General features: G+C 32.4%; 21 protein-coding genes and 5 tRNA genes. All 26 read left to right on the top strand.

From position 1 onward, the window contains the following. Positions 1-26 precede the first annotated feature (26 nt). The 26 genes from CLCY_RS05685 (at position 27) to CLCY_RS05560 (ending at position 22,604) form a co-directional block, all read left to right on the top strand. A complete protein-coding gene (locus tag CLCY_RS05685; protein ID WP_048570158.1) occupies positions 27-1,088 on the top strand; it encodes a peptidyl-prolyl cis-trans isomerase in 1,062 nt (353 codons plus the stop codon). Positions 1,089-1,908: 820 nt separating this feature from the next. Beyond that, entirely contained in the window at positions 1,909-2,898 is a 990-nt protein-coding gene (gene argF / locus CLCY_RS05675; RefSeq protein ID WP_048570156.1) for an ornithine carbamoyltransferase, read from the top strand. A gap of 165 nt (positions 2,899-3,063) precedes the next feature. Continuing rightward, positions 3,064-3,240, top strand: a complete 177-nt coding sequence (locus CLCY_RS13750; protein ID WP_161797109.1) for a hypothetical protein — start codon at positions 3,064-3,066, stop codon at positions 3,238-3,240. Between the two features lie 199 nt (positions 3,241-3,439). Beyond that, the gene (gene spoVT / locus CLCY_RS05670; RefSeq protein WP_048570155.1) at positions 3,440-3,991 is read left to right on the top strand and encodes a stage V sporulation protein T; all 552 of its coding nucleotides are present in this window, start codon (positions 3,440-3,442) and stop codon (positions 3,989-3,991) included. A 64-nt stretch (positions 3,992-4,055) separates the two neighbouring features. Further along, on the top strand, positions 4,056-5,588 hold the full coding sequence (locus CLCY_RS05665) for a putative polysaccharide biosynthesis protein (RefSeq protein ID WP_048570154.1): 1,533 nt from the start codon (positions 4,056-4,058) through the stop codon (positions 5,586-5,588). A 17-nt stretch (positions 5,589-5,605) separates the two neighbouring features. Next, complete coding sequence (yabN, locus tag CLCY_RS05660; protein ID WP_048570153.1) at positions 5,606-7,054, top strand: bifunctional methyltransferase/pyrophosphohydrolase YabN; 1,449 nt, start codon at positions 5,606-5,608, stop codon at positions 7,052-7,054. A gap of 91 nt (positions 7,055-7,145) precedes the next feature. Continuing rightward, the gene (locus CLCY_RS05655) at positions 7,146-7,421 is read left to right on the top strand and encodes an HU family DNA-binding protein (RefSeq protein WP_048570152.1); all 276 of its coding nucleotides are present in this window, start codon (positions 7,146-7,148) and stop codon (positions 7,419-7,421) included. Between the two features lie 69 nt (positions 7,422-7,490). Next, entirely contained in the window at positions 7,491-7,748 is a 258-nt protein-coding gene (locus CLCY_RS05650) for an RNA-binding S4 domain-containing protein (RefSeq protein WP_048570151.1), read from the top strand. Positions 7,749-7,939: 191 nt separating this feature from the next. Continuing rightward, positions 7,940-8,227, top strand: coding sequence for a sporulation protein YabP (gene yabP / locus CLCY_RS05645; RefSeq protein WP_048570150.1), 288 nt, complete (start codon positions 7,940-7,942; stop codon positions 8,225-8,227). Between the two features lie 15 nt (positions 8,228-8,242). Continuing rightward, positions 8,243-8,803 carry a spore cortex biosynthesis protein YabQ gene (gene yabQ / locus CLCY_RS05640; protein WP_048570149.1) on the top strand — a complete coding sequence of 187 codons (561 nt, stop codon included), beginning with the start codon at positions 8,243-8,245 and terminating at the stop codon, positions 8,801-8,803. Positions 8,804-8,853: 50 nt separating this feature from the next. Next, positions 8,854-9,135, top strand: coding sequence for an FtsB family cell division protein (locus CLCY_RS05635; protein ID WP_048570148.1), 282 nt, complete (start codon positions 8,854-8,856; stop codon positions 9,133-9,135). A gap of 83 nt (positions 9,136-9,218) precedes the next feature. After that, on the top strand, positions 9,219-9,623 hold the full coding sequence (locus CLCY_RS05630; RefSeq protein WP_048570147.1) for a S1 domain-containing RNA-binding protein: 405 nt from the start codon (positions 9,219-9,221) through the stop codon (positions 9,621-9,623). 199 nt (positions 9,624-9,822) lie between these two features. Then, positions 9,823-9,911, top strand: a tRNA-Leu gene (locus CLCY_RS05625). 9 nt (positions 9,912-9,920) lie between these two features. Then, positions 9,921-9,996: transfer RNA gene (locus tag CLCY_RS05620), tRNA-Met, on the top strand. A 12-nt stretch (positions 9,997-10,008) separates the two neighbouring features. Next, positions 10,009-10,085: transfer RNA gene (locus CLCY_RS05615), tRNA-Met, on the top strand. Positions 10,086-10,402: 317 nt separating this feature from the next. After that, positions 10,403-12,793: a stage II sporulation protein E gene (gene spoIIE / locus CLCY_RS05610; RefSeq protein WP_048570146.1), complete on the top strand. Its 2,391-nt coding sequence runs from the start codon at positions 10,403-10,405 to the stop codon at positions 12,791-12,793. A gap of 138 nt (positions 12,794-12,931) precedes the next feature. After that, positions 12,932-14,296 (top strand): tRNA lysidine(34) synthetase TilS, encoded by a 1,365-nt coding sequence (gene tilS, locus CLCY_RS05605; protein WP_048570145.1) that lies wholly within the window; start codon positions 12,932-12,934, stop codon positions 14,294-14,296. Beyond that, positions 14,296-14,838, top strand: coding sequence for a hypoxanthine phosphoribosyltransferase (hpt, locus tag CLCY_RS05600; protein ID WP_048570144.1), 543 nt, complete (start codon positions 14,296-14,298; stop codon positions 14,836-14,838). Before tilS ends, hpt begins: the two co-directional genes overlap by 1 nt. A gap of 120 nt (positions 14,839-14,958) precedes the next feature. Further along, positions 14,959-17,022, top strand: coding sequence for an ATP-dependent zinc metalloprotease FtsH (gene ftsH / locus CLCY_RS05595; RefSeq protein WP_082141727.1), 2,064 nt, complete (start codon positions 14,959-14,961; stop codon positions 17,020-17,022). A gap of 155 nt (positions 17,023-17,177) precedes the next feature. Next, complete coding sequence (locus CLCY_RS05590; protein ID WP_048570143.1) at positions 17,178-18,158, top strand: biotin--[acetyl-CoA-carboxylase] ligase; 981 nt, start codon at positions 17,178-17,180, stop codon at positions 18,156-18,158. Positions 18,159-18,202: 44 nt separating this feature from the next. Next, positions 18,203-18,979, top strand: a complete 777-nt coding sequence (locus tag CLCY_RS05585) for a type III pantothenate kinase (RefSeq protein ID WP_048570142.1) — start codon at positions 18,203-18,205, stop codon at positions 18,977-18,979. 10 nt (positions 18,980-18,989) lie between these two features. Further along, positions 18,990-19,958, top strand: coding sequence for a tRNA dihydrouridine synthase DusB (gene dusB / locus CLCY_RS05580; protein ID WP_048570141.1), 969 nt, complete (start codon positions 18,990-18,992; stop codon positions 19,956-19,958). 281 nt (positions 19,959-20,239) lie between these two features. Continuing rightward, positions 20,240-20,722, top strand: a complete 483-nt coding sequence (gene greA, locus CLCY_RS05575; protein ID WP_048570140.1) for a transcription elongation factor GreA — start codon at positions 20,240-20,242, stop codon at positions 20,720-20,722. A gap of 17 nt (positions 20,723-20,739) precedes the next feature. Beyond that, a complete protein-coding gene (gene lysS, locus CLCY_RS05570) occupies positions 20,740-22,269 on the top strand; it encodes a lysine--tRNA ligase (RefSeq protein ID WP_048570139.1) in 1,530 nt (509 codons plus the stop codon). 126 nt (positions 22,270-22,395) lie between these two features. After that, positions 22,396-22,470 (top strand) — tRNA-Asn (locus CLCY_RS05565). A 57-nt stretch (positions 22,471-22,527) separates the two neighbouring features. Continuing rightward, positions 22,528-22,604, top strand: a tRNA-Met gene (locus CLCY_RS05560). Positions 22,605-23,048 lie beyond the last annotated feature (444 nt).

Genomic DNA, 23,048 nt, shown 5'->3' with positions numbered 1-23,048 from the left:
GGAAAAAAAGAAAGAGAGGGTATTAAATGAAAAAACTTAAGGTAGCAGTGGGCCTTGTAGTAGCAGCTATGTTTGCTTTTACAGGATGTGCACAATTAACTAAAACAGAGCAGGGTAAAAATAAAAGTGCAGTTGCAACTGTTTATGGAGAAGATATAACAAAGGGTGAGTTTGATAAAAGATTCGCTCCTATATTAAAGAATATTGAGCACCAATATAAGAAGCAAGCAGATTCAGATGCAAAGCTTAAAAAAGAAGGTAAGAAAGTAGATACAGCTGACCAAAATAGACTTCCAGCAGATAAAGCAAATTTTATAAAGACTCAAAAAGATCAATATCTAAAGGATCTAACTCAAGAAAAGATTTACTTCTATAATGCTAAGAAAAAGAAAATAGAAGTAAAAAGCGATGAAATAAACAAAGAACTTAAGGCTATGGTTGATAATGGTATCAAGCAGTATGGTTCAAAGGAAAAATTTGAAGCTAAGGTACTTGAAGAAACAGGACTTACATATAAAGAATATGAATCATTTGTAAAAGATAGTCTTAAGATTCAATTAACACAACAAAAGCTTCAAGAAGCAATTGCAAAAACAGCCAAGGTAACTGATAAAGAAGCTAAGGATGAGTACGACAAGAACCCATATAAATACACAGAAAAGCCTAATAAAATTTACTTTGCCCATATACTAGTAGAGAAGAAAGAAGATGCAGATAAGATTAAAAAGCAGCTAGATGCCGGTGGAAACATGGCAGATCTTGCGAAAAAATATTCAACTGATCCAGGATCAAAGGATAAGGGTGGAGAATATAAAGAAGGACTTGAATATTCAAATCTAGACCCAGCATTCCTTGAGGCTGCATTAAAATTAAAGCCAGAACAAATAAGTGCACCTGTTAAGGGTCAATACGGATATTATATTATAAAGCTTCATAAGAAAGAAGAATACCCTAAGAAACCATTTGATAAAGTAAAGGAAGAGATTGAACAAACACTTCTTCAAACTAAGCAAATGACAGTTGTTCAAACAGAAACAGCTTCTTGGGAAAAACCAGCTAAGGTTAAAACATACCCAGAAAATTTATAATTAAATAGTTATTAAGATAAAAGGTTACTTACATAATTGTAGGTGACCTTTTTTATGTGGGTTTGGTGTGTTGCAGTAGTAGAGAATTTAACTAAAACGACGAAATCTTCAAACAGAGATTCTAATCTACGTAAATTGGACTACCCTAACAGCTAAGTCTGGAAAAATCGCTGCGCTTCACGACTTATCTCTAAGGGGAGCCCAATTTTAGCAGATAAGAATCTCTAGTTTTTGATTCTATTGTTTTAGCTAAATGCTCTACTACTGGCAAAGAGGCTATTACTAGATAAAGAAAGTATACTGGAAGAAGGAGAGTTTTTAGTTTATTATAATTGTGTATATATGAATGGAATAGATTGTAAGAAGTGAGTGTGGTAATTTTTAGAATCAGTCGAAATAAAATATTTTCATGAAGGAAAATATAATAGAAAAAATACCACAAGCAATATTAAGTAATCCTTCAGAAATCTTATTTGATTTAAATAGATCTATAGAAAGTGCAAAAAGATATAGTCCGTTAATAAGAAATAGTGTAGCTATAGTTACTTTCCCAGTAATTAATCCAAGTAAAAATAGTGAAAAATTAACTAATTGCAAAACTAAGAAAATATTTCTTAATAATTTATTTACTTTCATAAATATCCTCACTTTTCATTTTCCACATTATAACAAAATGTATTAGCTATTTCAATAAAAATAAGGTTGCAAAATTATAAATATACGCATATAATAAATAAATATACATAGTATATGAATATTTGCTTGAATATAAGGACATTTTAATATAAATAGAATTGGATTTAGAAGGGAATGAGGGTTTATGCCAGTTAATTTAAAGGGAAGAAGTTTTTTAACTTTAATGGATTTTACTAAGGAAGAAATAAGATATATGCTTGATTTAGCTCATGATTTAAAGGCTAAGAAAAGATCAGGAGTTCGTGGAGAAAACCTAAGGGGTAAGAATATAGTATTATTATTTGAAAAGACTTCAACGAGAACAAGATGTTCATTTGAAGTTGCAGCTATTGATGAGGGAGCACATGTAACCTTTTTAGATCCTAATAGCTCTCAAGTTGGTAAGAAGGAATCAATTGAAGATAGTGCAAAGGTTCTTGGAAGACTTTATGATGGAATAGAATATAGAGGATATTCACAGGAAACTGTTGAGGCTTTAGCGAAGTTTTCAGGAGTACCTGTATATAATGGACTTACGGATATAGATCACCCAACACAAATTCTAGCTGACTTTATGACAATCGAGGAGCACATTGATAAGAAGTTAAATAAGGTTAAGCTTGTTTTTGTAGGTGATATTAGAAATAATATGAGCTATGCACTTATGTATGGTTCAGTTAAAATGGGTGTTGACTTTGTAGCTCTTGGACCAAAGGAACTTTGGCCAGATATGAATATAGTAAACTCACTAAATGAATTATGTGCTGAAAGCGGCGGAAGTATAACAATAACAGATAACATTGATGATGTTAAAGGTGCAGATGTTATATATACAGATGTATGGGTATCAATGGGAGAAGAAGACCAACTAGAAGAAAGAGTTAAACTTCTTGAAGGATACAGAGTTGACATGAACATGATTAAAAAGACAGAAAATGAAGATGTAAAGTTTATGCATTGTTTACCTGCATATCACGACTTTGAAACAAAGTTTGCAAAGGATGCTAAGGAAAACCATGGACTTGATGTAAGAGAAGTTACTGATGAAGTATTTAGAAGTAAATACTCTATAGTTTTCGATGAAGCTGAAAATAGAATGCATAGTATTAAATCAATACTTGTTGCAACGTTATAGAATTTTTTAAAAGGCATGAGTTATATTTAACTTGTGCCTTTTTTATATGAATGTGTGGTGCTTAGCTACATGCCTACATCAGTAAATAATTTATATTTTAATAATTTATGAATAATCTTCCCAAAATATATAAATACTAACTAAAAGTGTTAGGAGGAGAGAGTCGTGGTAAGAGGACGTTCATATGAAAATATTAACGATGCAAGGGCAATTATGAGAAGTAATTATAGAAATATGCCCTCAGGATGTGTTCATTGTAAGTATAAAACTTCAGGTGCATCAGGTTCTTCAGATTGTAAGGTTTGTAGTTTTACCCTTATGAAAGATTCAGGACATTTGTAGAAGTTATTTTTTATACTTTTGCCTTATTAACCATTACTTATTAACTACACTCAATTAATTGTTTATTAACAAAAAGATAATATTTTTTAAAATTTTAACTTGTATTAACTATTTTTGGGTATATTTTTTAAAAAATTAGGGAAATTAATAGTATAGAAGTTATACATATGTAATTTTTAAGCTTTTAGGAGGGATTATTTTGAAGGCAACTGGAATAGTAAGAAGAATTGACGACTTAGGAAGAGTTGTTATACCAAAAGAAATTAGAAGAACTCTAAGAATTAGAGAAGGAGATCCTTTAGAAATATTTACAGATAGAGATGGTGGAGTTATTCTTAAGAAATATTCTCCTATAGGTGAGCTTACGGAGTTTGCTAAGGACTACGCAGAGGCTCTAAATCAGTCATCTGGTTATGGAGTTTTAATTTGCGACAGAGATGTTATTATCTCAGTTGCAGGGCTTTCTAAGAAGGAATATATTGATAGAAGAATAAGTGAAGATGTTGAGAAGATTCTAACAGAAAGAAAGACTATACTTCTATCTAAGGAAACATCTAAGCCTTATCCACTAACTGTAGAAGAAGATGATGGATCAGAGTATTCATTCGAAGTTATATCTCCTATTATTTCTGAAGGAGATGCAATAGGAGCTATTGCTATAATCTCCAAGGAAGAAGGAAATGTACCTACAGACGTTGAAAAGAAGTTAGCTGAAGCAGCTGCTATTTTCATAGGGCGTCAAATGGAATAAATTTTTAGCATATAAACCCTCTAGTTTTAATATTCTTTATTAGATGAAACTAGGGGGATTTTCTATGAGAAGTAGTTTAATAAAAGGTACCATTATACTTGCAGCGGCAGGATTTATATCTAAGTTTTTAGGACTATTCTTTCGAATACCTATAATCAATATGATTGGGGAGGAAGGAATAGGACTTTATCAGTTAACCTATCCATTGTACTCATTTCTTCTTGCTATGGCGGCTGGAATACCAATTGCTGTATCTAAAATGATATCTGAAAGGATGGCATTATCAAAGATAGGAGAAGCTAATCTTATATTCAAGGTAGCTTTTAGATTTCTTGCATTATTTGGATTTATATCAACTTGTGTAATGCTTGTTTTTGGAAAACAGTTAATTGTAATTTTTGATTGGCCACCAGAGGCATATTATTCTCTTATAGGGATAAGCTTTGCACCCTTTTTAACATGTATATTGTCTGCCTACAGAGGCTATTTTCAAGGTATACAGTATATGGCATACCCAGGTATATCACAAATTCTAGAACAGCTTACAAGGGTTGTTGTAGGGGTTTCTCTTTGTTACATATTATTTAAGTACGGTATCCCACTTGCAGCTGGAGGAGCATCATTTGGAGCTAGTGTAGGGTCATTTGTAGCACTTACATTTATGATGTACAAGTACTCTAAAATTAAAAAGAAGGCTTCATCAAATGAAAAGCTTCCAGGATACACAAAAGTTCTTATAGAGATATTAAAAATAGCAATTCCTATATCAATGGCACAGACTATAGGTTCTATTATGGCATTAATAGATTCATTTATGGTACCTAGTCTTCTTAAGGATTCTGGGTATTCAAGAGAGATTGCCACTTCTCTATATGGACAGTTAACAGGAAAGGCACAGGTTTTAATTAATGTGCCATTAACACTTTCAATTGCCCTTGCACAAAGCACAGTTCCTGCAATATCAGAGTCATTTGCAAGGGGGATTAAAGCTGGTTTATCTAAAAATATAAACATAGCATATAAGATGGCATTTATTTTTGCACTTCCATGTGCACTTGGTCTTTTTACACTTGCAAAGCCTATACTATCACTTGTATTTATGAATAATAGTGATGGATATGATTTAATGCAAATATTATCTATTGCTTGTATATTTATTATTGCAGCACAGGTATCTACAAGTATTCTTAATGGAATAGGAAAAACATTTGCACCACTTTTTGCTATAATTATAGGATGTATAATAAAAGTGGTTATAGGAATAATGTTAATACCGAATCCAGACCTTAATATAAAGGCTGCAGCAATTTCTACATTGATTTCTTATATAGTAATATCTTTAATAGATTTTATTCTTGTAATAAAATATACTAGAGTATATACACGTCTAACAGAAAGCTTTGTAATGCCACTTATTTGTAGCCTTATAATGGCAGTTTCGGTTATGGCATCATATTCCTATATATTTGGAATAATAGGTAAGAATTCTTTAGCGACTCTTATTTCAATAGTGTTTGGTGGAGGAGTTTATGCTATAGCACTATTATTAACAAAAACCCTTACGGTTAAAGAACTTAAGAGTATGATTAAAGGTTAAAAAGGGAGATTTAGCTTATGATAAAAATAGTAGGACTCGGACCAGGTTCTTCTGGGGATTTAACACTAAAAACTCTAGATATTATGAAAAGTGCAAAAAAGGTTTATATTAGAACATTTAAGCATCCTAATGTAGAGTACATAAGAAATTCAGGGATTGAATTTGAAACATTTGATGATATGTATGATTCAGCAGAGGACTTTGACGCCTTGTATTTAGAAATAGCGACTAAGGTAGCAAGTGAGGATAACGTAGTTTATGCTGTTCCAGGTCATCCATTAGTTGCAGAAAAGTCAGTTCAACATATTATAAAAATCTGTGAAGAAAATGGGAAAGAATATGAAATAGTTACAGCATTAAGCTTTATTGATGCTGTGGTTTCAGCTATTAAAATAGACCCGATTACAGGGCTTAAGATTATAGATGGTCTTCAACTAGATACCCAAGAACCAGATATAAATGTATCAAATATAGTAACTCAGGTTTATAGTCCATTTATAGCATGTGATATTAAAATTAAGCTTATGGATTACTATGATGATGAACAAGAAGTATACCTAATTAGGGCTGCTGGAGTTGAGGGACTTGAAAAAATAGAAAAAATGTTCCTATATGAAATTGATAGAGCAGATTGGGTAGATTATCTAACGAGCTTATATATACCACCTTGTACCAAAAATAGAAAATATAACTTTAATGATTTAGTTTCTGTTATGAAAACCCTTAGAAGTGAAGAGGGTTGTCCATGGGATAGGGAGCAAACTCACAAAAGTCTTGAGAGATACCTTGTAGAGGAGTGTTATGAGGTTCTAGATGCTATAAGAAAGGATGATATAGATAATTTATCCGAGGAGCTTGGAGATGTATTACTTCAAGTTGTTTTTCACAGTGAGATAGCGAGAGAATACGACGGATTTAATATAAGAGATGTTGTCCATGGTATAACTAAAAAAATGATTGACAGACATACCCATATATTTGGAGAGGACAAATGCGAAACTTCAGGTGAAGTATTATCTAATTGGGATAAGATAAAAATGAAAGAGAAAAGCCAAGAAACTTATACACAAGTTTTAAAGGATATACCTTTAAGTTTCCCATCTTTAATGAGGGCACTAAAACTACAAGAAAAAGTTAAAAAAGTTGGCTTTGAATTCCCACATATAGAGGATACAATATCAAAGATTCAAGAGGAATTTGAAGAAGTATTAAAAGCCCATAAAAATGGTAATAATAAAGAATTGGAAGAAGAAATTGGGGATTTACTATTTTCAGTTGTTAATTTTTCGCGTTTTTTAAGCATAAATCCTGAAATTTGCTTGACAAACACCATAGAAAAGTTTATAAAAAGATTTGAGTATATTGAAAACAAGGTCTTAGAAAGTGGTAAAACTCTTAATGAGGCAACACTAGGTGAAATGGATAGACTTTGGAATGAAGCCAAGGGCATTAAAGAAGGAATTTAAAAGTTTTTTATTGTGTCAAGAAGGAATATATCTATTTTTGGAGAATAATTTACGATAGTGTACTTGGTAATTGACTAAGGAGGGAAAAATAGTGAATAAAGCAGATCTAGTAACATCAATGGCTAACAAAAGTGGTCTAACAAAGAAGGATGCAGAGAAGGCTCTTAAATCTTTTATCGAAAGTATAGAGGAAGCTCTAACTTCAGGTGACAAGGTTCAACTAGTTGGATTCGGTACTTTTGAAGTTAAGGAAAGAGCAGAAAGAAAGGGAAGAAACCCTAAGACTAAGGAAGAGATAACTATTCCAGCTTCAAAGGTTCCAGCTTTTAAGGCAGGAAAAGAGCTTAAGGAAAAAGTAAACAACTAATTATAAAATCAGGTCATTGGCCTGATTTTTTTATACTTTTTATATAATTTATAGAAAGGATGATGAATCATGAGGCTTGATAAGTTTTTAAAGGTATCTAGAATTATAAAAAGAAGAACAGTAGCTAAGGAAGTTTGTGATACTGGAAGAGTTCTTGTTAATGGTAAGGCAGCGAAGGCTGGTACTTCTCTTAAGATATCTGATATTATTGAAATTGGATACGCAAGGGGAAGTATAAAAGCAGAGGTTATAGACCTTAAGGATCATGTGACAAAGGATGGAGCGAGAGACCTTTATAGAATAATAAGTGGTAGTGAAATAGAATAGTTAGAAATAATGCCCTAGAATTTAGTATATGTTAAATTCTAGGGCATTTTACTATCTATAGTTAATTTATACACAGATTGTGGATAAGTCTGTGGAAAGAATGTGGGAATTTTGTGGTTTACTGTTAATATATCTAAAAAGTAATAATTTATTATTTAATTTCATATTATTTAGAGAATAGGAGGGATAGTATGGAAGGTGAAAAAAATATAAATAGATTCGATAAGCATAGCATAAAGTTAGATGCTAGAAAAAAGCTTGAACTTACAGGAGTTGTTGAAGTTATAAGCTTTAGTGAAGAAAGTGTAACACTTGAAACCTGTATGGGTGGGCTTTTAATAAAAGGGAGTAATATGAAGGTTAGTGTGCTAAATGTGGAAAATGGGGATATGTGCATAGATGGTTTTATAAATTCTTTAGCATATGTATCAAAGGATAAAACGAAAAAAGAGAGCATCTTAAAAAAGATGTTTAAATAACCCTGGAGGTTTTTTATGATATTAAGCATAGAAACTCAGTTAGGATACTTTTTTTCCACAATTATAGCAGGAGTATTAGTAGGAGTAATGTTTGATATATACAGAATTATTCGAGGAATAAGTCCGCCAAATAAGATAATGGCTGCATTTTCAGACATACTATTTTGGATACTTCAATCAATAGTAGTGTTTGTATTTTTAATGGCTACAAATAATGGGGAACTGAGATACTATACTTTTGTAGGAATAATAGTGGGACTTTTATTTTATTTTAAGTTTATATCAAAAATATTTAAGATTATCTTAATAAGAATTTTACTTATTATATCTAATGTATTTAGTATAATAAAAAATGTATTATTGATACCATTTAAATTACTTGGTCATGCTTTTAGTTTTTTATGGGTTAACATTAAGGTGGCAAGTGGCGACATACATAAAAGAAGGATAGAAAATAAGGCCCATATTGATACTACTGAAAAAGATATGCAAAAGAAGGAAAAAAGCGCCCTTAAGAAGAATAAAAAAGAGAGAAGATTCCTGAATAAGAATAGACAGGAAAAGATTAAGAAATAAGGAAACTACATAAAAGGGCTTGAATACAATTTATGAAGAAGGGGATTAAAGTGAAGAAAAGAAAGAAAAAGGGATTTAAGTTATTTTGGCTAGTTGTAATTATTTTCTTTGGAGTATTACTTACAAAACAGCAAAGTATTATTAATAGATTAAGCAATGATTATGAATCATATGAGAAACAAAAACAAAATCTCAAAGTACAAAATCAGCAACTAAAGGAGAGACTTGCAAAATCCAAATCAGAAGACTATAGTGAAATTTTAGCTAGGGAAAAGCTTGGTATGATCAAAGAAGGAGAGATTCTTTTTATAGATCAAAATAAGGCTAAATAAAACCCTAATATAAATTGACTAGGTGTTTAAATTCGGATATAATTAAAATCAATTATAACAGTTAAGGGAGGAAGTTTTTTAGTATGACCCTACAGGTTGGAAGCATTTTAGAAGGCACAGTGGTGAACATTACAAACTTCGGAGCATTCGTTGAAGTAGGTGGAAAAACAGGTCTTGTTCATATCTCAGAAATCTCTAATGCTTATATAAAAGATATAAAGAAGCACCTTAAGGAGCAAGATAAAGTTAAGGTGAAGGTTATCGGTGTAGATGACAATGGAAGAATGAGTTTATCAATTAGACAGGTACCAGCTGATAAAGTTAGTCAAAAGCCTGTTGAAATCGACTGGGATAAAGAAAAAAGAAAGACTTCATCACTTTCATTTGAAGATATGATGTCTAAGTTTACTAAGGAAAGCGAAGAGAAGATGCAAGATCTTAAAAGAGGACAAGATTCAAAAAGAAAAGGCGGATATTCAAAAAGGTAACATAAGGCATATTATATGCCTTTTTTTATTTGTAAAAAGTCATCTAAACCCTTGCTACAAGCCCTTTTGAAAAAAAATTAAAAAAAGTTTTGAAAAAGTGTTGACTATTTTTTAAAGACGTTATATAATTAATCATGTCAGCGAGAGACATTAACGAAAGCGAGAAACACTGAAAGGTGATAAGTCGCTAAAGTAACTCGCCGGAGTGGCGGAACAGGCAGACGCACAGGACTTAAAATCCTGCGGTCCTCATCGACCGTACCGGTTCGACCCCGGTCTCCGGCACCACTTTAATATCGCGGGATGGAGCAGTTGGTAGCTCGTCGGGCTCATAACCCGAAGGTCAGAGGTTCGAGTCCTCTTCCCGCAACCAACTTTATAACGTGGCTGCGTAGCTCAGCTGGCCAGAGCATTCGGTTCATACCCGAAGGGTCGGGGGTTCGACTCCCTCCGCCGCCACCAAAAAGCACTGATTAATCAGTGCTTTTTTTATTTTTTGATTATCTATATTCTATGAATCATTTCTAAAATATATTCGGATTAAATTCATTTACAATTCACGGTTTTTTCCTAGCATAACTAAAAATATTATATCAATAAAGAATTTTTTTAGTCGAAGTGTATATTCTCATAATAAAAAACATTTACTTTATGTCAGAAAGTTTTTCAAGTCTAGGGAGTTTTAATGACAAAATAATGGACACCTTATTGATAAAATGAAATCACGATTAAAGAGATTTGAGATATATGTGTATGGAATAAATGAGGGGGTTACGAGAATGTACAAGGAAGAGTTAATGACATACAAAAGGGTTACCACAAAATTATCTAGAGAAAAAGGTATTGTTGGGGAATTAATATCAGTTAACGCGTTGCTTTTTTATACATGTGCTTTTTTTGCATCAAGGGTTATAATGTTGAAAATGTTTATGCCATTTGGACTAGCTTTCTTTATATCAGCCTATGGGCTCTTAGGAATTAGAGCAGCAGTAGCGACGGGATTTATTACTGCTATTGGATATATAAGCACGTTTAACGGTTATTTAGGGTTTTCCCACGCTGTTTCCTTAATGCTTATAATGGCAATAGGACTTATGATTAAGAAAGATGATAAGTTTAATATATTTAGAATAAGTGCCTGCACCTTCATTATAAATTCATTAGTTAATATATTTGTATATTATAAATTTATTTCAGGAAGTATGATTCCATATGATATACTTATAACTTTGTTTGAAAGTGTTATAGTAGTTGCTTTTGGGTTTATATTCTCATATGGTGTTCCAGTATGTTTTTTTAAAAAGAATAAAAAAGAACTTACTACTGAAGAGTTAGTATGTATGGCACTTATTATTGCCATTGCAGTTGCAGGAACATTTGATATAAGTTATATGGGATTATCCTTGAAAAATATTGTAGCATTTACACTTGCATTAACATGTGGATTTCTAGAAGGGGCAACACTTGGAGCCGCCATGGGTATAACCCTTGGACTTGTATCAGGAATAGCTGATACTACTATGCCATTTACAATAGGTGTATTTGGCTTTTGTGGATTAATCGCAGGAGTTTTTAAGGACTTTGGAAAAATACTTGCATCTGTAGCATTTATACTTTCTGCTGCTATACTATCATTTTATACATCTACATTTGCAGATATGCAGCCGCTATTAATAGATTCTGTTGTAGGTACCGTAATTTTTCTAATATCTCCAAAAAGAAAATTAGAAAAATTAGTTGTATTTAATAATAAAGTAGAATATGAAAAAGCTGAAACTCGGAGTGATTTATATCTCCAGAGGGTAAATGATGTTATGGCATCAAGACTTAGTATGGTATCAGGAGCCCTTGGAGGACTTTCGAATGTGTTAGAACAAAGCTTTACTAATCAACTTTCTAATAAAACAGACATAAATGCTATGGTAGAACAATTAGCAGATAAAGTTTGTTTTACATGTGAAAATAGAAATACATGCTGGGATAGTGAGATATATCATACAAGTAATTCATTTATACAGCTTTTAAGCAAAGTTGAGAAAAGAGGAAAGATTTCTGTTCAAGATATTCCAGACTCTCTTCAGAAAAAATGTTTAAGACCACATGAGCTAACAAGACAAACAAATAATGTATTTGAGGTTTTTAGAATAAACAGTAGGTGGAGAAATAAGCTTGCGAATTCTCGTATGGTACTAGCGGAACAAATAAGGGGTGTATCCTCTGTAGTAAATACTATGGTTGAAGAAGCAACTAATGTAATAGAGATTAAAAATGAAAAGGAAATAGATATTGAGGATGCATTAAGGTCAGAGGGTCTAAAGTTTAGTGAGGTTTTTGCAGTTAAAAGCCAAAAGGGACGTTTTGAGGTAATAGTTTATATAGATGCAAATGATGGAAATGATGTTAATGTTTGTAACTATACCTCGGTTATCAGTAAAGTTTTAGATAGAAGATTATGTACATCTAATCTTTCAGGGGCAATGGTAGATAATAATATACATCAAATAAAATTAGTTGAAGAGGAAAAATACACTGTTAAAACAGCAATTGCAAAATTATCTAGAGATGAGGTTTCAGGAGATAGTTATACATTTGGGGATATAGGAAGTGGAAGGTATCTTGTAGGACTTAGTGACGGAATGGGAAGTGGAGCTATAGCATCTAATGAAAGTAAAGCGACAATTTCACTTCTGGAAAAATTTATGGAGGCGGGTTTTGATAGAGATACTGCTATAAAGGCAATAAACTCAGTATTAATACTTGGTGATAGTGATGAAAGATTTGCAACAATAGATATGGCTATTTTAGACTTATATAACGGAATAGGTGAGTTTGTAAAAATAGGGGCAGCGCCTACATATATTAAAACATCAAGAGGAGTTGAAGTTTTAAAAAGTTCAAGTATACCTGTTGGAATTTTAGACAATGTTGATTTTGAAACAAACATTTTAGAAGTTAGAAATGGAGATATGATAATTATGGTTTCAGATGGGGTTTCTGATGCTAAGGAGGATATGAAAAATGATTGGGTTACCAAGGCTTTATCAGAATATGATAGTGGGAATCCAAAGGATGTAGCTGATTATATTCTAAAGAAAGCCAAATCCTACGTTAATGAATATGACGCAGATGATATGACTGTTATAGTAAGTAAGGTTTGGAAGGTAATATAGCGAAATAAAACACAGAGATATTAAGGTATAATACGTAATATCTCTGTGTTTTTTAATTTGTTAAATTATATATTGAGTTTTTACGTGAAAAACTCTATTATAATAATGTAACTACTAAAGGAATAAGTGGTGATAAAAATGTTATGTAAGGTAAAGAATACTATAGAAATTAACAATATGATAAGCCATGGCGATAATATAGTAGTTGGATTTTCAGGTGGACCAGATTCACTAAGTCTACTTCATATATTATTAAGCTTAAAGGATGAATATAATTTATCAATCCATGCGGCTCATGTTAATCATATGATAAGGGGAGAAGAAGCAACTCGTGATGAGGAGTTTTCAAGGTTATTCAGTAGGGAAAATAACATTACCTTTCATCTTCTAAGGGTAGATGTAAATTCCTTAGCTAAGAAAAATAAAATATCATCTGAAGAGGCAGGGCGAAAGGTTCGCTATGAATTTTTTAATGATATTTTAGATTCGATTGGAGGAGGGAAAATAGCCCTAGCTCACAATTTAAATGATAACGCTGAAACTATTATTATGAGAATCCTAAGAGGAACTTCTATATCTGGAATGGGAGGTATATCTCCAGTTCGTGAAAATATTATAAGACCTATTATAAATTGCAGGAGAGAAGAAATAGAGAAGTACTGCATAGATAATAATTTAAATCCAGTTATAGATAGTACTAATTTAGAGGAAATATATACGAGAAATAAAATAAGACTTAAGGTTATTCCATATATAAAAGAAAACTTTAATAAGAATATTTTAGAGAATTTACATGCTAATTCTCACATAGCAAGAGACGAAGAAGATATGATAACTTCCTTAGCTAGAGAAATGGTTAAGAATATAAAAAGAGAAAATGGATATAGCTTAGAAGAATTTAATAAACTGCATATAGCAATGAAAAGAAGAGTTTTAAGGTGCATTATTGAATCTACATTTAAAAGTCTTAAGGGGATAGAGTCAAAGCATATAGATCTAATCATAAATCTAATTAATAAAGGAGAATCTGGAAAGAAACTAGATATTAAAAAGGGATTAGTTTTAAGAATTAATTATGGAGTCTTTAATATTATACTTGAGGAAAAAAAATCAAAAGAAGTTGACTTTATAAGTCATAACATTTTGAAAGGAAGAATAATTATTAATGGTTACTCTATAGATTCTTCTATAATTAATAGAGAGGAAATGGACTTAGCGGATTCTACTACAAAGTATTTTGATTTAGATAAGATTAGTGGTGAAGTAGTAGTGCGTCTAAGACAAAATGGTGACTATATGTACTTAAAGGGCCTAAATGGAAAGAAAAAATTGAAGGATATATTTATTGATATGAAGATTCAAAGAGAAGTTCGAGATTCAATTCCTATTATTGCAGTAGGTAGCGAAGTTCTTGTTATACCATTTATAAAAGAATCTAAATCATATAAAATAGATAATTCAACAAATAAAATACTTAAAGTAAAAGTTAAGGAGTGCAAGTAATGGATAATTTAATTAAAGAGGTACTATATACTGAGGATCAAATTAAAGAAAAGGTTAGAGAACTTGCTAAGCAAATCTCAAAGGATTACGAGGGGAAAAAAGTTCTTTGTATAGGGATACTTAAGGGATCAGTTGTATTTCTATCAGATATAATAAGAGAAATGGATGTAGAGGTTGAAATTGACTTTATGGCTGTTTCAAGCTATGGACACTCAACAAAATCATCAGGTGTTGTTAGAATTCTTAAAGATCTTAACTATGATATAGAAGGAAAAGACGTGCTTATTATAGAAGATATAATAGATACAGGTACGACACTTAAATACCTATGTGAGTACTTAAAAGGAAGAAAGCCAAAAACATTAAAGGTATGTTGCTTATTAGACAAACCAGAAAGAAGAAATGCTGATATAAAGTCTGACTATACTGGATTTGTAATACCTGATTATTTTATAGTAGGTTATGGAATTGACTATGCGGATAGATTTAGACAACTTCCTTATATAGGTGTACCTAAAGAAGAAGTATACTCAGATAAGTAATTAACAGAAAAATTTCTTATTTGTGGAATGATAATCCTACTTTGTGATATAATAATAGGTAAAGCTATAAAGCAATAGCCTACTAAATAGTATGGCTTATAATTAGAAAGGGGGGCCAGAATGAAGAAGTCCTTATTTAAAAGCTTAATGGCCTGGTTTTTTATTATTACTGCCTTAGTTATAGCTGTAACTTTATATTCAAACGCAGCTCCAAAGAAAGAAAAATTAGTTTATTCTACATTGGTAACGAAGCTTGATAAAGGTGAGGTTAGCAAATTAGTTGTAAGTCTTGAGGACTTACAGGCAACAGGACAGCTTAAAAACGGAACTAAGTTTATGGTAACTTTAGGGTCACCTACAGAATTCCAAAAGCTTATGACAGATTACAATAGAACACATAATGAGAAAATAAGTGTAGAATTTATAGCACCAACGAAATACCCAATATGGTTATCACTTCTACCTAACTTATTACTTATTGTAATGATGATAGGATTCTTGTTTTTCTTTATGCAGCAATCACAAGGTGGCGGTGGAAAGGGAGTTATGAACTTCGGTAAAAGCAGGGCAAAACTTGCTACAGGTGATAAGAAGAAAGTAACTTTTAATGACGTTGCCGGAGCAGATGAGGAGAAGGTAGAACTTCAAGAAATAGTAGATTTCTTAAAGCAACCTAAAAAATACATAGAACTTGGTGCTAGAATACCAAAGGGAGTACTACTTGTTGGTCCTCCAGGGACAGGAAAGACTTTACTTGCAAAGGCAGTTGCAGGGGAAGCAGGAGTTCCTTTCTTTAGTATAAGTGGTTCAGATTTTGTTGAGATGTTTGTTGGGGTTGGAGCATCTAGAGTTAGAGATTTATTCGAAAACGCTAAGAAAAATGCCCCATGTATAATATTTATAGATGAAATTGACGCCGTTGGTAGACAAAGAGGAGCAGGTCTTGGCGGAGGACATGATGAAAGAGAACAAACTCTTAATCAGCTTCTTGTAGAGATGGATGGATTTGGAGTTAATGAAGGAATCATTATGATTGCTGCAACTAACAGACCAGATATACTTGATCCAGCGCTACTTAGACCAGGTAGATTCGACAGACAAGTTACTGTTAATGCTCCTGATGTTAAGGGAAGAGAAGAAATTCTAAAAGTTCATTCTAGAAACAAACCATTATCAAGTAAGGTTGACCTTGCTGTTCTTGCTAGGAGAACACCGGGATTTACTGGGGCTGATCTTGAAAATCTAATGAATGAGGCAGCTCTTCTATCAGTTAGAAAAAATAAGAAAAAAATTGGTATGAGAGAATTAGAAGAGGCTATTACTAGAGTTATAGCAGGACCCGAAAAGAAGAGTAGAGTTATGAGTGAGAAGGAAAGAAAGCTTACTGCATATCACGAAGCAGGTCATGGTATAGTAATGAGACTTTTACCTAATTGTGACCCAGTTCATGAAATTAGCATAATTCCAAGAGGAAGAGCTGGAGGATACACTTTATCACTTCCACAGGAAGACAGAAATTATGCTACTAAGGGAGATCTTAAGGATCAAATAGCTGGGCTACTTGGAGGAAGAGTTGCTGAAAAAATTGTTCTTGATGATATAAGTACAGGAGCAAGTAATGATATTCATAGAGCAACTCAAATTGCAAGACAAATGGTAACAAAATACGGTATGAGTGATGTTTTAGGACCAATTGAGTTTGGTGAAGAACATGGCGAAGTATTTATGGGAAGAGATTTTAATAAATCAAGAAATTATAGTGAAGAGGTAGCTTCAGCAGTAGATGCTGAGATTAAAGGCTTTGTACTTGAAGGCTATGAAACAGCTGAAAAACTTCTTCGTGAAAATATAGATACTCTTCATAGAGTTTCAGAGGCTTTACTTGAGAGAGAAAAGCTTGAAGCTGACGAATTTGAAGCTATTTTTAACGGTCAAACTGTTGAGGATATCAAGAAAAAGGAAGCTGAACAAGCAGCTGCTAAAAAAGCTGAGAAGGAAGCTGCAGAGGCTAGAAAGGCTGAAGAAGCTAAAAAGTCTATAGAAGAAAGTGATGAAAACTTAACAGAAGATAATTCAGGAGAAGTTAAGAATGAAGAGGATAAACAAGTTTCAAATCTTAATGAATCTGATGATTCTAATGAAAAAAATGATTCACAAATAAACAATAATAAATCTGAAAACTAATTAGTTTTAAGGCTCTATATCTTATGGTATAGAGCCTTTTTAAAAATCTATTTAGGATATATTTTTGAAAATAATCCTTAAACAATATATAATAAAAGAATCCCTATAATCTAGGGTATTATTATGTTGTAATTTCTTTGAAAAAGGTGAAATATATGAAGAATATAGTGTTAGAATATCTTAAAGAGTCAATGAACTATGTATCAGGTGAGGATATGAGCCGAGAGCTTGGGGTTTCAAGGACAGCTATATGGAAAAATATAAAAAAACTTAAGGAATTAGGTTATAATATAGAGTCCTCATCTAAAAAAGGCTATAGATTACTTGAAAGTCCAGATATATTAACTGAAGGGGAAATAGCGCCACTTCTTAATACTAATTATATAGGTAGAGAAATTGTATATTATGAAGAAATAGGCTCAACTAATGATGAGGCGACTCTTCTTGCTAAAAAGGGAGCTAAGGAAGGGCTTGTAGTACTTTCAAGTTTTCAAACAAAGGGAAGAGGGAGACTACAAAGAAACTGGGTTAGTAGTAAAGGGGAAGCCATAGCTATGTCTATACTTTTAAGGCCAGAAATTCCACCATTTATGGCTCCAGGAATTACCCAGGTTGTAGCTTTATCAGTTGCAGCGGGGCTTCATTTATCCACAGATCTGAAATTTAGTATAAAATGGCCTAATGATATAATACTAAATGGTAAAAAGGTATGTGGAATACTTACCGAGATGGATGGAGAAATAGATAGCTTAAACTATATAATAGTTGGAATCGGGATTAACGTAAATCAAGCTGAGATTCCAGATGAGATAAGTCATAAGGCTACATCACTTAAAGTTGAGCTTTCAAAACATATAGAAAGAAAAATTATAGTTTCAAATATATTAAATGAATTTGAAAAAAACTATAAGGTTTTTAAGGAAGATGGCATAGCACCTTTTATAGGTGAACTAAAAAAATACTCAGCACTTATAGGTAAGGATGTTTTAATATCAAACCCATTTAAAACATTTAATGGTAAGGTAGTTGATATAGATAGTGAAGGATATTTAGTTGTTGAGGATGAAGATGGAAATCTTCAAAGTATAGTTGGAGGAGATATATCTATAAGAGGATGTAATTCATACTTACCTTAGAATACTAATTATTTATATAAATTTTTAAGCAGAGAGGGAATACTATGTTACTTGTATTTGATGTTGGAAATACTAATGTTGTAATTGGAGTGTATAAAGGGGAAACCTTGTTAACACACTGGAGATTATCGACTACTGAAGAGCGAACAGCAGATGAATATGGAGTTATGATAATTAATTTATTTGAAAGGTCAGGAATTAACTACAAGGACATTGAAGCTGTGATAGTATCATCAGTAGTACCTAATATAATGTATTCCCTAGAGAGAGGGATAAGAAGATATTTTAATGTAGAGCCAATCGTTGTAGGACCAGGAGTTAAAACAGGTATTAACATAAAATACGACAATCCCAAAGAGGTTGGGGCAGACAGAATAGTTAATGCAGTAGGAGCAATTGAAATCTATAAAAAATCTCTTATTATTGTAGACTTTGGAACTGCAACAACATTTTGTGCTGTAGGGAAAAATGGAAACTACTATGGAGGAGCTATAACTCCTGGAATAAAAATATCTTCAGATGCATTATTTTCAAAGGCAGCTAAGCTTCCAAGAGTAGAACTTACATCGCCTTCTAATATAATATGTAAAAATACAGTTCAAAGTATGCAAGCAGGAATTGTATATGGATATGTTGGAAGTGTTGATTATATAGTTGATAATATGAAAAAAGAAATGATGTCACTTGGAGAAGATGATATATTTGTTGTATCAACAGGTGGGCTATCAAAGCTTATTCTTCCACATAGTAAAACAATAAATGAGTTTAATTCAAATCTAACATTGGAAGGGTTAAGAGTAATATACGAAAAAAATAAATAAGGTGATAAGCATGAAAATAGGAAATTTTGTACCAGATAATAATGTATTTTTAGCACCTATGGCAGGTGTAACAGATAAGTCATATAGAATAATATGCAAAAGCCAAGACTGTGGAATGGTTTATACTGAAATGATAAGTTCTAAGGGAATGTACTATGGAAGTAAAAGAACAGGACTTATGCTTGATATAGACCCACGGGAAGGAGCAACAGCTGTTCAGATATTTGGATCAGATCCTGATATAATGGGATTCATGGCTGAAACTATAGGAGATAATGAAAAAGTATCTATTATAGATATAAACATGGGATGTCCTGCACCTAAAATAGTAAAAAATTGTGATGGATCAGCTTTAATGAAGGATCCAAAGACAGCAGAGAAAGTTGTTAAAAAGGTTGTTGAAAAGGCTAAGAAACCTGTAACTGTAAAAATAAGAAAGGGATGGGATGATTCCTTAATTAATGCTGTAGAATTTGCTAAGATGCTAGAAGCTGCAGGGGCAAGTGCTATTACTATACATGGGAGAACAAGAGCTCAAATGTATGAAGGGGTAGCAGATTGGGATATCATAAAAAAGGTTAAAGAAGCTATAAGTGTACCTTTAATTGGTAACGGTGATGTAAAATCTCCTGAAAGCGCTAAGAAGTTAATTGAATATACCGGTTGTGATGGTATTATGATTGGAAGAGCAGCAATGGGAAATCCATTTATATTTAAAAGAGTAGTACACTACCTTAAAACAGGTGAAATAATAGATGATGTACCAGGGAGAGATAAAATAGATACAGCACTATACCATTTAAGCCTTGCAGAGGAGTTTAAAGGCCATACAGGGGTTATAGAAATGAGAAAACATATTGCTTGGTATATAAAAGGTATGAAGGATGCTGCAGCTGTTCGAGATGCAGTAAATAAGATGACATCTAAAGAGGAGATGGAAAGCTTTCTTCTTGATTATAGAAAAAGTATAATTTTGTAAAATAAGCAAGGTGCAAACATATTGACAATATGCAGTATGAGTTTTATAATATGACGTAATGAAAAAGGGGTGATAAGCAAGGCGGCTTATTACCCTCATTAACATATAATAGCTAAGTAAATTGAGCCTGTTTATTCTTAATTTCAAGAATAATAGGTGATTTTTATTTCTATGATAAGTAATTCCCTCATATATTGAGGGTAAGATATTAAATGGCACCTTACATAAATTTTGTCCTTTCAAAGGAGCCAAATACTTTGAACATTAAAGGGGAGATAACCATGAGCGAAAACAAGCAAGTAGTTTTAACCTACGAAGGTGTAAAAAAGATAGAAAGTGAACTTGAATATCTAAAAACAGTAAAGAGAAAAGAAGTTACTGAAAAGATAAAAGTAGCAGTTTCTTATGGAGACCTTAGTGAAAACTCAGAATACGATGAAGCTAAAAATGAGCAGGCTTTCACAGAAGGTAGAATTGCTACACTTGAAAACATGCTGAAAAATGCTAAAATAATTGATGACGACGATATTAAAACAGATGTTGTTTCAGTTGGTGCAGCAGTTAAGGTTCTAGATAAAGAATTTGGAGATGAACTTGAAATTACTATAGTAGGTTCAGCAGAAGCTGATCCAATGGAAATGAAGATTTCAAACGAAGCTCCTATAGGTAGAGGACTTGTAGGTGCAAAGGTTGGAGATGTAGTAGAAATCCAAATACCAGACGGAAGCATAACATACGAGGTACTAGAGATTAAAAGACGCTAAATTTGGAGGTAAAGGGAATGTCAAATGAAGAATTAAATTCATTGGATTTAAATAAGCTTGAAGAAGAATACAATCAATATATGAAGCAAAGACTACAAAAGCTAGAAGAACTTCAGGCAAAGGGAGAAGATCCATTTCACATTACGAAGTACGACAGAACACATACATCAAGTGAAGTTAAGGAAAACTTTGATGAATTAGAAGGCAAGATTGTTAAGGTTGCTGGAAGAATTATGTCTAAAAGAGTTCATGGTAAAGCAGGATTCTCAGATGTTCATGATAGATGCGGAAAAATTCAAATATACACTAAGCTAGATATTCTTGGAGAAGAAAAGTTAAAGTTCTATAAGACACTAGACCTTGGTGATATTATAGGGGTAGAGGGAAAAGTATTTAAGACAAAAACAGGAGAAACTTCTCTAGAAGTTACTGATTTCTCACTACTTACTAAGGCTTTAAGACCACTTCCTGAAAAGTGGCATGGACTTAAGGACCCAGACCTTAGATATAGACAAAGATATGTAGATCTTATAGTTAATAAAGACGTAAGAGATACATTTATGAAAAGAACTCAAATAATAAGAGCTATTAGACGTTTCCTAGATGATAGAGATTTCTTAGAAGTAGAAACACCAATTCTATCACCTATAGCTTCAGGTGCAGCTGCAAGACCATTTGAAACACATTCAAATGCATTAGATATTGACCTGTACCTAAGAATAGCAACAGAACTATACCTAAAGAGACTTATAGTAGGTGGATTTGAAAAGGTATACGAACTAGGTAAGAACTTTAGAAATGAAGGTATAAGTGTAAGACATAACCCTGAGTTTGATGTTATAGAAATTTACGAAGCTTATTCAGATTATAACGATATGATGGAACTTACAGAGAATCTAATTTCATATGTGTGTATGGAAGTTCTTGGAACAACTAAGGTTGAATATGAAGGAACAGAAATTGATTTTAAGGCTCCATGGAATAGAATCTCAATGGCGGATATTGTTAAGGAACACTCAGGTGTTGACTTTAATGCTATTAAGTCAGATGAAGAGGCTAGAGAAGCTGCAGTTAAGCTTAACTTAGAAGGATCACTAGTTAAGGACCTTAAGGATTGTACTTGGGGGGATATACTAAATGCTGCCTTTGAAGAATTTGGTGAAAAGAATATAGTTCAACCAACATTTATTACAGACTATCCAGTTGAAATATCACCTCTTGCAAAGAGAAAGCCAAATGATCCATCTTTAACAGAAAGATTTGAGGCTTTTGTATATGGAAGAGAAATAGCTAATGCTTATTCAGAGCTTAATGATCCAATAGATCAAAGGGGAAGGTTTGAGCAACAGGCTAAGGAAAAAGAACTTGGAGATGACGAAGCATTCCAAACAGATGATGATTTTGTAAATGCTCTTGAAATTGGTATGCCTCCAACAGGGGGACTTGGAATAGGTGTAGATAGACTTATAATGTTCCTAACTAATTCATCTTCAATTAGAGACGTATTGCTTTTCCCAACAATGAAGCCAATACAAAAAAATCAATAATATAGAATCTAAAGCTGCTTACAAACATAAACTGTAAGCAGCTTTTTTAAAAAATATTAACTTAAAATTTTTAAAAAAGTACTTGCAATATATTTTAATTATGCTATAATAATTCTTGTAAGATGTTCCGCGGTAGCTCAATGGTGGAGCACTCGGCTGTTAACCGATAGGTTGGAGGTTCGAGTCCTCTCCGCGGAGCCATTTTATTAAGCCTTAAAGGCTTTTTATTTTCCCAAAAATTAAGATTATGTTAATCGTGGCTGCGTAGCTCAGCTGGCCAGAGCATTCGGTTCATACCCGAAGGGTCGGGGGTTCGACTCCCTCCGCCGCCACCAAGACCGTGTTTCTAATGACACGGTCTTTTTTTATGTATACTTACATTTTTTATAAAGTAAATAATATATAAATAAAGAAGGAATTTACCTATGTGGGATTCCTTCTTTATTTATATAAAAATACTAAAGGCTAGGGAAAGGTATGGATTTAACTAGGTAAAAAATTGAAAAGTAAGTACAACTATTCCTAGTGTATCTAGTATAGGAAAAGGGTAAGAAATAAAGAAAGGTTAATATATTTACAGTATAATCTTAATAAATAGTATATAAGTAATTAAAAAAAATATTATGTCATGTTAAGATATATCTTGTCGGAGCGAGAGCAAAGACAACTGAAACAAAACAAATTTAAAAAGTTTAAAAGTAACTGTTGACAAGCAAGTCAATTACTGATAAACTAATCAAGTACTTTGGTCATTGAAAACTAAACAGTAACTATAGCGA

It is taken from the genome of Clostridium cylindrosporum DSM 605 (assembly GCF_001047375.1).
Taxonomy (GTDB): Bacteria; Bacillota; Clostridia; order Clostridiales; family Caloramatoraceae; genus Clostridium_AB; species Clostridium_AB cylindrosporum.
Note: the sequence above shows the minus strand (reverse complement) of the source record. Positions and strands in the feature narration are given on the sequence as shown.